Raw genomic sequence first — 14,530 nt, 5'->3', positions numbered from 1 at the left:
CGCAGCAGAAACGCGATGAACCGCTATTGATATGTTGTATCACCACAGATACAGGGTCTCATCGTCGCCCCAAAAAGGATTTTCCATGCTTCGACACGCGCCGCTCCTGGCCGGCACCGCCCTGTCCGTCCTGTGTCTTTCGCCCATCGCCGCGCTGGCCCAGACAAGCCCGCAGACACCCCCGACAAAGCCGGATTATCACGACAACCAGGCCAATATCGTCGTCACCGCGCTGATCCCGCGCCGGCAGGGCGACATATTGGCCGGCACGTCGGTCGTCACCGGAGAGCAGCTGACGCGGGAATTGCGACCCAGCATCGGCGAGACGCTTGCGCGACAGCCGGGTGTTTCGTCGACATCCTTCGGCCCCAATGCGTCCCGGCCGATCCTGCGTGGCTTCCAGGGCGAACGCGTGCGCATCCTGACCGACGGCATCGGCAGTTTCGACGTATCCAACACATCGGTCGATCATGCGGTGGCCATCAATCCGCTGACCGCCGACCGGATCGAGATATTGCGCGGGCCGTCCGCGCTGATCTACGGATCGTCGGCCATCGGCGGGGTGGTGAACGTGATCGACAGTCGGATCCCGCGCCGCGTGCCCGATGAGCCGGTGCATATCGATGCGCTCGCCACTTATGGAAGCGCAGCGAACGAGCGCAGCGGATCGGGCGAGGTCGAAGTGCCGCTGTCCGACCGGTTCGTCGTCCATCTGGACGGGACCTATTCCAAGACCGGCGATCTCGACACCGGCAGCTATATCCTGACCCCGGCACTGCGCCGTCAGGCGGCCGCGAGCGGCGATGCCGAGATACGGGACCTGGCGACGCTGCGGGGCACGTTGCCCAACAGCGCCGGGCGTATGTGGGAGGTCGCGGGCGGCGCCGCGTTCATCGACGACGGCGGCAATCTGGGCATATCGGTTGCCCACACCGACAATTTCTACGGCGTGCCGGTACGCTATTCGCTCGACCCCGACGCCCCGGCCGAAGATGTGCGGCTGCACATGAAACAGGACCGCGCCGACCTGCGTGGCGAAATCGCCGTCAACGGAAGCTGGATCGACAGCATCCGGCTGCGCGCCGGCTATGCCGACTACCAGCATCAGGAAATCGAGGACACGGGCGAGGTCGGCACGACGTTCTACAATCAGTCGATGGAAAGCCGGCTGGAACTGGTCCAGGCCAAGCGCGGCGGATGGGACGGCGCGGTCGGCGCGCAATTCTTCACGCGCCGCTTTTCCGTCGATGGCGAGGAGAAATTCCTGCCCAAGAACATCACCGACCAGATCGGGATCTTCACGCTCCAGTCGCTCGACCTGGGCGCCACGCGGATCGAGGCCGGCGCGCGCTTCGAGCATAGCGACCTGAAGGCGGATGCGGATGACAGCCTCTATTTCGCGGGCCGCAGCCGCAGCTTCGACGCGATATCGGGATCGCTGGGCATCAGCCAGGCGGTCCTGCCGGGATGGCGCGTCGGGCTCAACCTGTCCCGCAGCGAGCGCGCGCCGTCAGCCGAGGAACTGTTCGCGCGTGGCAACCATGCGGGCACGCAGGCCTTCGAACTGGGCAATGCCGATTTCGGCCTGGAAAAAAGCTGGGGCGTGGAAGCCACGCTACGCGGTTCGGGCGAAGGATACAGCTTCAGCCTGGCCGGTTATCACAACTGGTTCAGCGGCTATATCTACGAAAGCATCGTCGACGACAGCGTGTGCCAGGCGGCCAATGGCGGCGTGGACCTGGAATTTCCCTGCTATGCCTTTTCCCAGGCGGACGCGCGCTATTATGGCTTCGAAGCGGAAGGCACGGTCACGCTGGGAAAGCTGGGCGGGTACAAGGTCAACCTCGACGGGCTGGCCGATTATGTCCGCGCGACGATCAAGGGCGACGGGCCGGCGCCCCGCATCCCGCCGCTGCGCCTGCTGGGCGGCATCGAGGCGCAGGGCGACCGGCTGACCGCCCGTGCCGAGGTGGAGCATGTGTTCGACCAGGACCGGGTGAGCGATTTCGAAACGCCGACCGACGGCTTTACGATGGTCAACGCATCCCTGTCGTTCAAGCCGCTGCCGGGCAACGACCGTACCACGCTGATGCTGTCGGCAAACAATATCTTCGACGTGGAAGCGCGGCGCCATGCCAGCTTCCTAAAGGATTACGCTCCGCTGGCCGGGCGCGACATCCGCCTGACGGCACGATTCTCGCTCTGATGCGGCTGCGGCGGCCGTCGGGTCCGGTCCGGGCCTGACGGTCGCAGGCAGAGCAGGCGATTGCGCTTTGTGACAATTTCGTTACAAGGCGCCGCCGCCATGCGCCAGATCGCCGCCCTTCCCTATTCCACCGCCGCAGACGGGTCGATGCAGATTCTGCTGATCACGTCACGCGACACAGGTCGGTGGGTCATTCCCAAGGGCAATCGCATAAAGGGGTTGGCCAGCCACCGTGCGGCCGAACTGGAAGCCTATGAGGAAGCGGGCATTCACGGCATTGCCTGCCCGGCGCCGATCGGCCGCTACCGCTATGACAAGCGCCGCCGCAAGGGCGGATCGCGCGAGGCCACGGTCGAGGTCTTTCCTCTTGCCGTTACCGGCCACCTGACACAATGGCCCGAACAGGGCCAGCGCGACCTGCGCTGGTTCGCCGTCGCAGAGGCCGCGCGCGCGGTCGACGAGCCCGAATTGCGGTCGATGATCGCCGCCTTCCGGGAACCGCCGGCCGATCCCGGCTGGTTTTTCCGCCTGTTGCTCGCGATCCGCGACAGGCAAAGCGAAAGGACTGGAATGTTGCGCTGGTTTCACGCCTTGATGCCCAAGCAGGGGCGTTTCTTCGAACAGTTCGAAGATCACGCGACGACATTGGTGGCCGGCGCCGACGCGCTCGCGCGGCTGCTGAAGGGCGGGCCGGACATGGCGGAGCAGATCCGGATCATTTCCGACCAGGAACATGAGGCCGACGACATCATCCGCGACGTGCTGCGCGACGTTCGCCGCATCTTCGTGACACCGTTCGATCGCAGCGCCATCACCGGGCTGATCGGCGTGATGGACGACGCGATCGACCAGATGAACCAGACAGCCAAGGCCGTCGCCCTTTACGAAGTCCGACAGTTCGCCCCGCAGATGCAGGACATGAGCGCGCTGATCGTCGAATGCGCCCGGATCACGGCCGAAGCGATGCCGTTGTTGCGCTCACTGAACCTCAATGCCACACGCCTGCACGACCTTACCGAGCGGCTGGTCACGCTGGAAGGACATGCCGACCTGTTGCACGAGGCGGGGCTGAAGGCGTTGTTCGAGGCATCGCGCCACGGCAACCCCATCGATTTCATCGTCGGCAAGGAAATTTACGGCCATCTCGAAAAGGTGACCGACCGTTTCGAGGACGTGGCCAACGAGATTTCCGGCCTGGTCATCGATCACGCCTGATCGTCACCGCACATGGACCCCATCGCCCTTCCGCTGCTGATCGCGCTGATCGCCGTCGCCCTGGCCTTCGACTTTCTCAACGGGCTGCACGACGCCGCCAACTCCATCGCAACCATCGTGTCGACCCGCGTGCTGAAACCGCAATATGCGGTAGCCTGGGCCGCTTTCTTCAACTTCATCGCCTTCCTGTTCTTCGGTCTGCATGTCGCGACAACGGTGGGCAAGGGCATCGTCGATGCGGGGATCATCGACCCGCAGGTCATCTTCGGCGCCCTGATGGGCGCGATCGCCTGGAACCTGATCACCTGGGGACTCGGCATCCCTTCCTCATCCAGCCATGCGCTGATCGGCGGCCTGCTGGGCGCGGGCATATCCAAGGCGGGGCTGAGCGCGGTGGTATGGAGCGGCGTGTTCAAGACCAGCGCGGCGATCGTCATATCGCCCGCCGTCGGGCTGCTCCTCGCGCTGTTGCTGGTCCTCCTCATCAGCTGGATATTCCGCCGGTTCACGCCGCAGGGCGCCGACCGGGTCTTTCGCAAGCTCCAGCTGGTGTCCGCATCGCTCTACTCCCTTGGCCATGGCGGCAATGACGCGCAGAAGACAATGGGGATCATTGCCGTCCTGCTCTATTCGCAAAATATGCTGGAAGGGGATTTTCACGTGCCTTTCTGGGTGGTCATTTCCTGTCAGGCGGCAATGGGGCTGGGCACTTTGCTGGGCGGGTGGAAGATCGTGCACACCATGGGATCGAAAATCACCCGGCTGACTCCGGCGCAGGGTTTCTGCGCGGAAACGGGCGGCGCCATCACCTTGTTCATGGCGACCCATCTGGGCGTGCCGGTGTCGACCACCCACACCATCACCGGCTCCATCGTCGGCGTCGGGGCATCGCGGCGGCTTTCGGCCGTGCGCTGGAACGTGGCGTCGAGCATCATCGTCGCCTGGGTCGTAACCCTGCCTGCGGCCGCGGCCATCGGTGCGTTATTCTACGGGCTGACGCAGCTGTTCTGAACGCAGGACGGGCGCGGCCGGATCGCTCCCGCCACGCCCGCCCCCTCTCCATGCGCGGATCGTTCAGGCCACGCGGCCCAGGCGATGATAGAGATTGGCATATTTGACCGATTCCGGCTGGTCCTGAACCTCCCGCAGATAATGTGCGATGGCGGTACGGATGAGGCTGAAATCCTCCTGGCTGAAGACCGCGCGCGAACGGGCGGGCTGGGGCTGTTCGATCGTGTCGGTGGTCATGTGTCGATCCTTTCGAGGGGCCGCCTGGCGGCCGATGACGGCTTTATCGGGCGAAAGTGCGCGCGGCGAAAGGACGGTGAATGACGCCCAGTCATGATTTCTATTTGTCATTATGTCATTTTATGACATAATGACCTTATGCCGGAATTGACCGACCGCAAACTCTATCTCGGCCCCAAATTGCGGGTGCTTCGGCGCGAACTGGGATTGAACCAGACGCAGATGGCGGAAGAACTTGGCGTATCGCCAAGCTATCTCAACCATCTGGAACGCAACCAGCGGCCGCTGACCGCCCAGATGCTGCTGCGGCTGGCCAATACCTACGACATCGACATACGCGATTTCACCGCAACGCCGGCCGAGGGCGGCCCCGGCCAGCTGGCGGAAATCCTGTCCGACGCGCTGGTGCGCGACATCGGCATCGCCCGCGACGAGATATTGGAAGTCGCGGAAAATTATCCCGGTGTCAGCGAAGCGGTCGCGCGATTCTATCGTGCGCTCACCGACCTGCGCCAGTTGCCGGGCGACATGGCGGCCACTGGCCGTGGCGGCGCGGGCAGCGGCACGACGCTGGTCGCGCCCCTCGACTGGCTGCGCGAGACGGTCGCGCGGGCGGGCAATCATTTCGCCGAGATCGACGCGGGCGCCGAGGCGATTGCCGCACAATTGCCCGAGGACCCGGCCCTGCTCCAGACAGCGCTGCGGACGCGGCTGAAGGATCGGCACGGCATGACGGTGCAGGTGGTGCGCGCGGAGATACTGGCAGGGACGCTGCGCCATTATGACATGCATCGCCGCCGCCTGATGCTGAGTGAGGGCCTGCCGGAGCCCGGACGATTGTTCGCCGCCGCCTATCAACTCTGCACGCAGGAACTGGCCGAAGCCATCGCCGCGCAGGTTGCCCGCGCTACCCCGCCGGACGAGGACAGCCGGCGCCTGGCCACCATCGCCCTGACCAACCATGCCGCCGCCGCGCTGATCATGCCCTATGACCGCTTCCGCCGGTCCACCGAGCAGAGCCGCCACGACCTGCCGCTGCTGATGCGCCGCTTCGGCGTGTCGGCGGAACAACTGGCGCACCGGCTCACCAGCCTGGGACGGACGGGCGCGCGCGGCATCCCCTTTTTCATGGCGAAGATCGACCGGGCGGGGATCCTGTCCAAGCGGTTCGACGGCGAGGCCTGGCCCTTTGCCCGCTATGGCGGCCTGTGCCCGCGCTGGGACGCGTGCGACGCGCGCGAAGGCGATACCGTATCGAGCCAGTTGATCGAGACACCGGACGGACGGCGCTTCGTCACCTTTGCCCTTGCCCTGCCGCGCGTGCCCGGAGCGCGGGGGCGGCAGGTGATCGCGATCGGGTGCGAGGCGAAGCACGCGCCGCGCATCGTCCATGCCGACGGCCTGGACCCGGACAAGGGGCAGGCAACGGCCGTGGGGCCGACCTGCCCCCTGTGCGACCGCCGCGACTGCGCCGACCGCGCCCTGCCCCCCGTCACGCGGGCGCTGGACATGCACAGCTATGAACGGACCGCCGCGCCCTTTCCGTTCAGGCGGGTTTGATAGCCTTGTCAGACGTGCGACCGTTCAACTACGCGTCAATCGGCCGGCGCCGAATCCGTTGCGATCGGCGCGGTTTCGCCGTGCCCGCTATCTAATCGGAACGGCCGCACCTCGGGTTGGAATCCGATGGAGTTGCAGGCCTTTTTCCTGAGGATTTTGCTCGCATCAAGATCTTCACCCTTCCCGCCATAATCCAGGCTGACGCAATCGGCGGCGATCCCCCGCATCAGCATGAAGAAGGCGCGCGGACTTACCGTAGCCGATGCAAGCAGGTCCGGCCTGGCTTCGTCGGGATTTAAGAACAGGTCGTTTTCCGAAAGACCCAGGCATTTCGCCGCATGATGGACGGTATGTTTGGCAGGATCATATTGTGTCTTTCCGTCCGCACAGGCCGGCAGACTTCCCGCCACCGTCTCCAGCCCCGACCGATAGCGCGCAAACGCCACATGGAGACCGCCAACGGTCGTCGCTACCGCGCCCAGAGCATTCCAGGCGGCGCCCATGACATCGCCCTTGAGCGCGTCGTCCAGAAATTTCCGCGCTTTGTCGGTGGGCAAGGCCGCGAGCATGACCTTGACGATCCGGGCTTCGATGAGGGGAATATTCGCTTCGAAATTCTCCTTGAAACCCTTGCAACCCGCGTCGCCCGGATACGGCGCCGCAGGATTGCCGACCGGGCAAGCCTCCGTCACCGGCCCGTAAATATCGGCGGCCGCATAATTGATTTCCTTCGTTGCACTGGCGAGCAGCCGGGCAAAACCGTCACCATCCTGACCGCTGACGGTGGATCGGCCCATGTCGGCGGCCATGGCCAGGATGATCGTCGCACGAAGAAGTGTCAGGCTCTTGGACCGGGACGCGTTGAACGTCCGCTTGTCGAGAATATAGCCTGGATACCCGCCGCTATATCTGACTTCCCGCAGCACAGGTCCGCAGCCCGCGTTGAGAAGAAAAATAATCAGGCAAAATAATTTCCCATATTTCACGCTCGCCCCCCCAAGGAAAAAACTGAACGCTTCCCAGGCTAATGTACGGTCGCGAGAGGGTGTACTTACAAAGCCGGTCATGAATCGCGGCCAGCAAAAAGGGCCGCCCCGTGGGGGCGACCCTTTTCATCCTCTCCCCTGAACAGGGATGATTCCGGCTTTGCGTCAGTCGGCTTTCGACTGGAGATTGACCGCCGCATATTTACCGCGGCGATCGACTTCCAGTTCGAAGTCAAGGCGGTCGCCTTCGTTCAGGGCCGCCATGCCCGCCCGCTCGACCGCGCTGATGTGCACGAACGCGTCAGGCTGGCCGTCATCGCGCTGAATGAAGCCGAAGCCCTTCATGGCGTTGAAGAACTTGACCGTGCCGCTGGCGCGCTCGCCGGTCAGCTGGCGCTGCGGGCCGCGATCGCCGCCCGGAGCACCGAAGCCGCCGCCGCGCGGTTCGCGCGGGGGCGCGCGATCGGTGACGGGGAGCGGTTCGCCCTCGATCTTGAGGTCGGTCGCCGACACCTTGCCGCCGCGATCCACGAGGGTGAAGCCGAGCGGCTGCCCTTCGGCAAGACCGGTCAGGCCGGCCTGCTCGACCGCGCTGATGTGTACGAACACGTCTTCGCCGCCATCGTCACGGACGATAAAGCCAAAACCCTTCTGGCCATTGAAGAATTTGACGACGCCCTGGCCTTCGCCGACGACCTGCGCAGGCATGCCGCGACCGCCGCCGAAGCCGCCGCCACCACCGCCGCCGCCAAAGCCGCCGCCCCGGTTGCCGCCGCCAAAGCCGCCGCCACCACCGCCGCCGCCGAAGCCACCGCCCCGGTTGCCGCCGCCAAAGCCGCCGCGGTCACCGCCGCCACCGCCGAAGCCGCCGCGATCACCGCCTCCAAAGCCACCGCCTTCGAAGCCACCGCCAAAGCCACCACGGCCGCCCTGATCGTAGAAACCTTCGTCGCCGAAACTGTCGCGCTTGTCCTTGCCGCGCCCGCCGCGGCGCCCTCTGTCAAAACTCATGCCCTGTTAGTCACTTTCGCTTCGCCCCAATTTGAGTCGGACAAACATGTCGGGCGAATGACATGCAGAATCCACCGCCAAAGCCGCGGTTTGGGACTCACTATAACAACTTTTCAAGGCAGCGCGAATGATTTTCATGGCAACGGTCATGTTCCGTTCCTTTTCCCCGATCGACGCATTTCCAGCGATGTTCGTCGCTTATTTGCGCGCCTGCAAAGGCCAGATTGCGGCGCACGCCGTTTGGCCATAGAGGGAGGATCATGACCGTCCATTTTCATGAAGAAGATCTGCCCGCCGGCGTGCTTGCGCCAGGTCCGATCGCCGTCGATACCGAAACCATGGGGTTGATCACGCCCCGCGACCGCCTGTGCGTCGTCCAGATCAGCGACGGCAAGGGCGACGAGCATCTGGTCCGTTTCAGTCCGGGCAGCGATTATGCCGCGCCGAACCTGAAAGCCGTGCTCGCCGATCCCGAACGGCTGAAGCTCTATCATTTCGGCCGTTTCGACATTGCCGCTATCAAACATTATCTGGGCGTCGTCGCCGCGCCCGTATATTGCACCAAGATCGCCTCCCGGCTGGTGCGCACCTATACCGACCGGCATGGCCTGAAGGAACTGGTGCGCGAATTGTTGGGACAGGACATCAGCAAGCAGCAGCAATCGAGCGACTGGGGCAGCCCTGTCCTGTCGGACGCGCAGAAGGATTACGCCGCGTCGGACGTGCGCTTCCTGCACCAGCTGAAGGCCGAACTGGACAAGCGCCTTCTGCGCGAAGGTCGCATGGAACTGGCACAGGCCTGTTTCGATTTCCTGCCGCACCGCGCCGAACTGGATCTGGCGGGATGGCCGGAGATCGACATCTTCGCGCATATGTGAGCAGGTAGAGGACCGACCGAGCAGCCATGTCCGTCCAGGCCGATCAGCAACGCCATGCGCGCCGCCACTGGGCGCGGCCGGGGGGCAGCCATGACCGGCTGGTCGCGCTGCTCAAGAACTGGCTGCCCGTGGCGGTCGGCGTGCTCAGCGCGTTGCTGGCGATGGCGCCCTTCACTAACGGCGACAAGGTCAGCTTCGTGCTGGACAAGAACAAGGTCGAGGTGGCGAAGGAACGGATGCGCGTGAGCGAGGCGCTGTATCGCGGCGAGGACAGCAAGGGACAGCCCTTTTCGCTGCGCGCGGGTTCGGCGGTGCAGAAAAGCTCGCGTGAGCCGATCGTCGACCTTAACGACATGTCCGCCCGCATCCTGATGTCGGACGGCCCAGCCGTGCTGACCGCGCAGAAGGGCCGCTATGACATGGACAGCGAGAAGGTGGCGATCGACGGACCGGTCCAGTTCCAGGCGGCGGGCGGCTATCGCCTGACGACCCGCGACGTGGGCGTTGACCTCACCAGCCGGCGAATGCGAAGCGCGGGCCGTGTCGACGGGCGCATCCCGATCGGCACGTTCAGCGCCGACCATCTGGAAGCGGACATGAATGCGCGGACGGTGACGCTCAATGGTCGCGCCCGCTTGCGCATCGAACAAAATGGCCTCAAAGGGCGGAACTGATGAAACGCACCCTCATCCTGCTGACCACCGGAATCGCCGGCGCCGCCGGCGTGATGATCGCCGGCGCGGACGCCCAGGTATTCCGCAATCATGACAGCAACGCCCCGGTGAACTTCACCGCCGACCGGATCGAGGTGCAGGACCGCGCCGACCGAGTCGTCGTGTCCGGCAATGTCGTGGTAACGCAGGCGGGCATGACACTGAACGCCGCCCGCATGACGGTCGCATACCGCAACCAGCCTGGCGGGTCGGACACCAGCGGTATCCAGATCGACCGGATCGATGCGTCGGGCAACGTCGTCGTCACCAAGGCCGACCAGACCGCGCGCGGCAATGTCGCCATCTACGACCTCAATGCCAAGCTTATCACCATGCTCGGCAATGTCGCGCTGACCCAGGGTTCGAACCGGCTGACCGGCGGGCGACTGGTCATGGATCTCAACAGCGGTCGCACGACGGTCGACGGACGGTCTTCCGGCGGAACGGGCGCGGGCACCAGCCCCAGCGGCCGCGTGTCGGGCACCTTCACCGTGCCGCAACGGAACAACTGACCGGGGCCGGGACGGGCCGAAATGCACCGCGTCCATACAGGAAAGCCCGGCGCATCCCTGCGGACGGCCGGGCCTGGCGGGGTCGTGCCGGAAGCCGACCCGAAGCCTGTCCTGATCAGCCCTTCTTTTCGGGCGGCAAGGTGATCTTCACGCTTTCCCCGTTCTGGCCGGGAAAATTCGTGAACATCGCGTCAATCAGATTCGGGACCAGATAGGTCAGCTTGTTCGACAGCGACTGGGCGCTCGCCTTGCCCTCGAACAGGCGGCGATTGTCGGCCGCGCGGTCAATCTTCATGCTGAGATCGCTGGTGTAGACCGTATAGCTGGTCACGTCGCTGTAGCCGCCCGGCCCGAACAGCCACGGATCGTAGAAGCCATAGCCCCAGGGGCGCGCCCAGCGGCCGCGCCAGCCCCAGCCGCCGTAAAAGCCGCTATAGAAGGGGTCGGGTCCGCCGTAACCGGTCGAGCGCACCTTTTCCCGGCCATTGTCGACATCATAGGCGACGCGCACGATCAGGTCGGCGCTGGCCGGGTCGGTGGCGGCGACGTAGCCGGTCTGCGACAAGCGCTGGCCGACAAGATCGGCATAATGGGAGAACTCCAGCCCGCCTGCCAGCTTCGGATCGTCGGCGACGACGGCGAAACTCTGCCCGGCGGGGGCGGGCAATTGCTGGAAACGGGCGACATCGGCCTTGAACGGCGTGGCACAGCCGGACAGCGCCATCAACGCCAGCGCTGGCGCCGCGATCAGGCCGATCTTGTTGAAACGGGTCATTTTTTGCGTCCTGTGACAGGCATTGCGCCTAGGTTCATCTTGCCGCTTGCAATAGCAAATGGCAACTGAACATCGTTTGAACGCGCGAACTGCCCGAACGGGCGCAAAAACCATGTTCCGTCAGCGCTAGGACGCCGCCGGACGCGTCAAACCGTCATGACGTTCAACGCACGCTGGGGGTCAGCGCATCAGGCCCATCGCATCATAGGCCCCGCGCAAGGTTGGTGCCGCCGCTTCCGCCGCCTTGGCCGCGCCCTTTTCCAGGATCGCGTCGAGCGCGGCATGGTCGTCGCGCAACGCCACATAGCGGTCGCGGATCGGCCCGATCTTCGCCACCACCAGATCGGCCATGGCGGGCTTGAACGCGCCGAAACCCTGCCCGCCGAACTGCGCGCAGACCGCATCGGGCGTCATGTCGGCCAGGGTCGCGTAGATGCCGATCAGATTCTGCGCCTCGGGCCGACCTTCCAGGCCGGCCGCCTCGCCCGGCAGCGGTTCGGGATCGGTCTTGGCCTTGCGGATCTTTTGCGCCAGCATGTCGTCGTCGTCGGACAGGTTGATCCGGCTCATGTCGCTGGGGTCGGACTTGGACATTTTCGCCGATCCGTCGCGCAACGACATGATCCGCGCCGATTCCTTGGGAATATAGGGTTCGGGCAGGGTGAACAGGTCGACGCCGAAATCGGTGTTGAACTTGAGCGCGACATCGCGGGTCAGTTCCAGATGCTGCTTCTGGTCCTCCCCCACCGGCACATGGGTCGCCTGATAGAGCAGCACGTCGGCGGCCTGAAGCACCGGATAGACATAGAGGCCCACGCTCGCGCTCTCGCGATTCTTGCCAGCCTTGTCCTTGAACTGGGTCATGCGGTTCAGCCAGCCGATCCGCGCGGTGCCGTTCAGCAGCCAGCACAGTTCGGCATGGGCGGGCACGCGCGCCTGGTTGAACAGGACCGACCGGTCCGGATCGATCCCGCAGGCGATCAGCGCGGCAGTCATGTCGCGGACATTGGCCAGACGCTGTTCCCGCCCTTCGTGCACGCTGATCGAATGCAGGTCGGCCAGAAAGAAGAAGCAGCGCGAATCGCCGCTCATGTCGTCCTGCATCCGCACCCAGTTGCGGATCGCACCGAGGTAGTTGCCAAGGTGCAGATTGCCGGTAGGCTGGATGCCGGAAAGGACGCGCATTCTTCTATCCATTCTTGTCAGTTGCGGGGGCGCCGCGCCGGCGCATCAGCGCCCGCAGGTCGGAAAGCCGGTAGGCGCCGGTCACGAAACAGGCCAGCCCGTACAGCGCGACACCCGCGCCGACAAGCACCGCGAGCGCGACATAACGCTGGATCATCGCGCCCGACAGCCAAGGGTCCAGCAGCCCCTCCCCCGCCCACAGCGCCGCGCCCATCAGCAGGGCGGCGACGGCCAGGCGCGGCAGGCGCCCGCGCAGCCCCGCGTCGGCGGCGAAATGGCCTCGCCGAACCAGCGTCAGGTACAAGAGGCCGACATTGACCGTCGAGGACAGGGCCGTCGCCAGCGGCGGGCCGACATGGCCCAGCGTCGGGATCAGCGCGATGTTGCCGGCAATGTTGATCAGGATCGACAGCATCGCATAGCGCACCGGCGTCTTCGTATCGCCCCGGGCGTAATAGCCGGGCGTCAGCACCTTCACGAGCACATAGGCGGGCAGCCCGATCGAGAAGGCGGACAGCGCCCAGCCGCACCGCTGCGCATCCTCCGCGGTGAAACGACCATATTGGAACAGGCCGCGCACGATCGGTTCGGCCACCGTCAGGAAGGCGACCGTTGCCGGCAGCGTCAGGAACAGCGCCAGTTCGATACCCCGGTTCTGCGTTTCCATCGCCGCCTGTTCCTCGCCCCTGGACAGCATGCGTGAAATGGTAGGCAGCAATATGGTGCCAAGACCGATGCCGATCAGGCCCAGCGGCAACTGGTTCAGCCGGTCGGCATAATAGATGTAGGTGATGGAACCCGACGTCAGCAACCATCCCGACAGGGCAGTCGATACCAGCAGGTTGACCTGCTGCGCGCCGGCTCCGGCGGCGGCCGGGATGATCAGCCGCAGCAGTTCGCGCACATCCCCGTCGAAGCGCGGCCGGCGCAGGCGCAACTTGACCCCCGCTCCGCGGCAAGCCAGCACCAGCCACAGCAATTGCAGCGCGCCGCCGACCGTCACCGACATCGCCTGCACCCGCGCGGTTTCATATTCGTCGGCGCCATGGAACAGCCACAGGCCCAGGATCATCGCCAGGTTGAGCAGAATCGGCGCGGCCGCGTTGACCCAGAAGCGGTCGAGCGAATTCAGGATGCCGCCCAGCAGCGAAGCCAGCGAAATGAGCGCCAGATAGGGGATGGTGATGCGCGACAGGGTGACGGCGAAGGCGAACTGGTCGTCGGTCGGATTCTGTCGCGAGAAACCCCCGGACAGCGCCCATGTCACCGGCCACGCCGCGACGATGAGCGCCAGGGTGAAGAGGACAAGGACGGGAAACAGCACCGCAAGCGCCCGCTCGGCGAAATCATGCGCCGCAGCCAATCCGCCCTCGCCCGCCGCCTTGCGGTTGAACAGCGGGATGAAGGCAGCGGAAAAGGCCCCTTCCGCGAACAGCGCGCGAAACATGTTGGGCAGGCGGAAGGCGACACCGTTGAAGGCGTCCGACGCGAAGCCCGCGCCGACATAGCGCGCCGCCAGCGAATCGCGCACCAGCGCCAGCACGCGGCTGGCCAGCGTCAGCCCGCCGACGGAACCCAGCGCCTTGGCAAGGTTCATGGCACGCCCCCCTGTTCCGTTCGGGCCGGGCCGATCGCTGCCCCCGGGCGACCCGCGATCAGGCGCATATGGCCGTCAGGCGTGGCCTGCCGGTTCGCCAGCCGTGGTCTGCATCGCTTCGGCCTGCTGCATGTACAGCGTGCCGAAATCGATCGGGTCCAGCAGCAGCGGCGGAAAGCCGCCGTCGCGGATCGCATCGGCCAGCACGCGGCGGGCGAAGGGAAAGATGAGGCGCGGCGCTTCGGCCAGCATGAAGGGTTGGACCTGATCCTCAGGAACGTTGCGCATGCCGAACAGCGCCGCGTAAAGCAGTTCCACGGCAAAGGCGGTGCCCTGCGGCGCGACCGCCTTGACCTCTATCTTCAGCGCGACCTCGACCACATCGTCGCTCACCTTGTCCGCGCCGATGTTGAACTGCACGTCGATCTGCGGCTGGTCCTGCCACTGGTAGACGGCCGGGGCGTTCGGGTTCTCGAACGACAAATCCTTCACATACTGACTGATCAACGCGATCTGCGGCGACGTGTCGACACCGTTGGCGCCGGTGTTGATGGTGGTGATATGATCGCCTTCTTCGGCCATATTCTGTCCTTAAACCCCTTTTGTCCGGCGGCGGCACGCCCCCGCGACCAATGACCCGCGCG

The 14,530-nt window shown here is 65.0% G+C and carries 14 protein-coding genes; 7 read left to right on the top strand and 7 right to left on the bottom strand.

Annotated features, from left to right (window positions below; translation table 11 throughout):
• Window positions 1–85 precede the first annotated feature (85 nt).
• The 3 genes from J3E64_RS00205 (at window position 86) to J3E64_RS00195 (ending at window position 4,432) form a co-directional block, all read left to right on the top strand.
• On the top strand, window positions 86–2,206 hold the full coding sequence (locus J3E64_RS00205; protein WP_253338382.1) for a TonB-dependent receptor: 2,121 nt from the start codon (window positions 86–88) through the stop codon (window positions 2,204–2,206).
• A gap of 99 nt (window positions 2,207–2,305) precedes the next feature.
• Window positions 2,306–3,421, top strand: a complete 1,116-nt coding sequence (locus J3E64_RS00200) for a DUF47 family protein (protein ID WP_253338380.1) — start codon at window positions 2,306–2,308, stop codon at window positions 3,419–3,421.
• A 12-nt stretch (window positions 3,422–3,433) separates the two neighbouring features.
• Complete coding sequence (locus J3E64_RS00195; RefSeq protein ID WP_253338378.1) at window positions 3,434–4,432, top strand: inorganic phosphate transporter; 999 nt, start codon at window positions 3,434–3,436, stop codon at window positions 4,430–4,432.
• Between the two features lie 63 nt (window positions 4,433–4,495).
• Here the strand turns inward: J3E64_RS00195 and J3E64_RS00190 are convergent, their stop codons facing one another.
• Window positions 4,496–4,669 carry a hypothetical protein gene (locus J3E64_RS00190; RefSeq protein WP_253338376.1) on the bottom strand — a complete coding sequence of 58 codons (174 nt, stop codon included), beginning with the start codon at window positions 4,667–4,669 and terminating at the stop codon, window positions 4,496–4,498.
• Window positions 4,670–4,807: 138 nt separating this feature from the next.
• On the opposite strand from J3E64_RS00190, the gene J3E64_RS00185 reads away from it, so the two are divergent.
• Window positions 4,808–6,229, top strand: a complete 1,422-nt coding sequence (locus J3E64_RS00185; RefSeq protein ID WP_253338374.1) for a short-chain fatty acyl-CoA regulator family protein — start codon at window positions 4,808–4,810, stop codon at window positions 6,227–6,229.
• A 35-nt stretch (window positions 6,230–6,264) separates the two neighbouring features.
• Here the strand turns inward: J3E64_RS00185 and J3E64_RS00180 are convergent, their stop codons facing one another.
• Both J3E64_RS00180 and J3E64_RS20600 read right to left on the bottom strand, forming a co-directional pair.
• Window positions 6,265–7,155, bottom strand: coding sequence for a hypothetical protein (locus tag J3E64_RS00180; RefSeq protein WP_253338372.1), 891 nt, complete (start codon window positions 7,153–7,155; stop codon window positions 6,265–6,267).
• A 225-nt stretch (window positions 7,156–7,380) separates the two neighbouring features.
• Window positions 7,381–8,226, bottom strand: a complete 846-nt coding sequence (locus J3E64_RS20600) for a cold-shock protein (RefSeq protein ID WP_301286796.1) — start codon at window positions 8,224–8,226, stop codon at window positions 7,381–7,383.
• Window positions 8,227–8,486: 260 nt separating this feature from the next.
• Between J3E64_RS20600 and J3E64_RS00165 the strand changes: the two genes are divergently transcribed.
• From J3E64_RS00165 to J3E64_RS00155, 3 genes are read left to right on the top strand one after another with little or no spacing between them, the layout of a single operon-like run.
• Window positions 8,487–9,104 (top strand): ribonuclease D, encoded by a 618-nt coding sequence (locus J3E64_RS00165; protein ID WP_253338370.1) that lies wholly within the window; start codon window positions 8,487–8,489, stop codon window positions 9,102–9,104.
• A 26-nt stretch (window positions 9,105–9,130) separates the two neighbouring features.
• A complete protein-coding gene (locus tag J3E64_RS00160; protein WP_253338368.1) occupies window positions 9,131–9,778 on the top strand; it encodes an LPS export ABC transporter periplasmic protein LptC in 648 nt (215 codons plus the stop codon).
• Window positions 9,778–10,329 (top strand): LptA/OstA family protein, encoded by a 552-nt coding sequence (locus tag J3E64_RS00155; protein ID WP_253338366.1) that lies wholly within the window; start codon window positions 9,778–9,780, stop codon window positions 10,327–10,329. Before J3E64_RS00160 ends, J3E64_RS00155 begins: the two co-directional genes overlap by 1 nt.
• A gap of 115 nt (window positions 10,330–10,444) precedes the next feature.
• On the opposite strand, the gene J3E64_RS00150 is transcribed toward J3E64_RS00155, so the two are convergent.
• The 4 genes from J3E64_RS00150 to secB all read right to left on the bottom strand — a co-directional run bounded on the left by J3E64_RS00150 (window position 10,445) and on the right by secB (window position 14,468).
• The gene (locus J3E64_RS00150) at window positions 10,445–11,104 is read right to left on the bottom strand and encodes a DUF4136 domain-containing protein (RefSeq protein ID WP_253338364.1); all 660 of its coding nucleotides are present in this window, start codon (window positions 11,102–11,104) and stop codon (window positions 10,445–10,447) included.
• 180 nt (window positions 11,105–11,284) lie between these two features.
• Window positions 11,285–12,289 (bottom strand): tryptophan--tRNA ligase, encoded by a 1,005-nt coding sequence (gene trpS, locus J3E64_RS00145; RefSeq protein ID WP_253338362.1) that lies wholly within the window; start codon window positions 12,287–12,289, stop codon window positions 11,285–11,287.
• 4 nt (window positions 12,290–12,293) lie between these two features.
• A complete protein-coding gene (gene murJ / locus J3E64_RS00140) occupies window positions 12,294–13,886 on the bottom strand; it encodes a murein biosynthesis integral membrane protein MurJ (RefSeq protein WP_253338359.1) in 1,593 nt (530 codons plus the stop codon).
• Between the two features lie 75 nt (window positions 13,887–13,961).
• Window positions 13,962–14,468: a protein-export chaperone SecB gene (gene secB, locus J3E64_RS00135; protein ID WP_253338357.1), complete on the bottom strand. Its 507-nt coding sequence runs from the start codon at window positions 14,466–14,468 to the stop codon at window positions 13,962–13,964.
• Between the last annotated feature and the right edge of the window lie 62 nt (window positions 14,469–14,530).

The sequence above is a fragment of the Sphingobium sp. OAS761 genome (assembly GCF_024168485.1).
Taxonomy (GTDB): Bacteria; Pseudomonadota; Alphaproteobacteria; order Sphingomonadales; family Sphingomonadaceae; genus Sphingobium.
The sequence above is the reverse complement of the archived record's forward strand: the minus strand, read 5'-3'. Positions and strand labels throughout refer to the sequence as shown.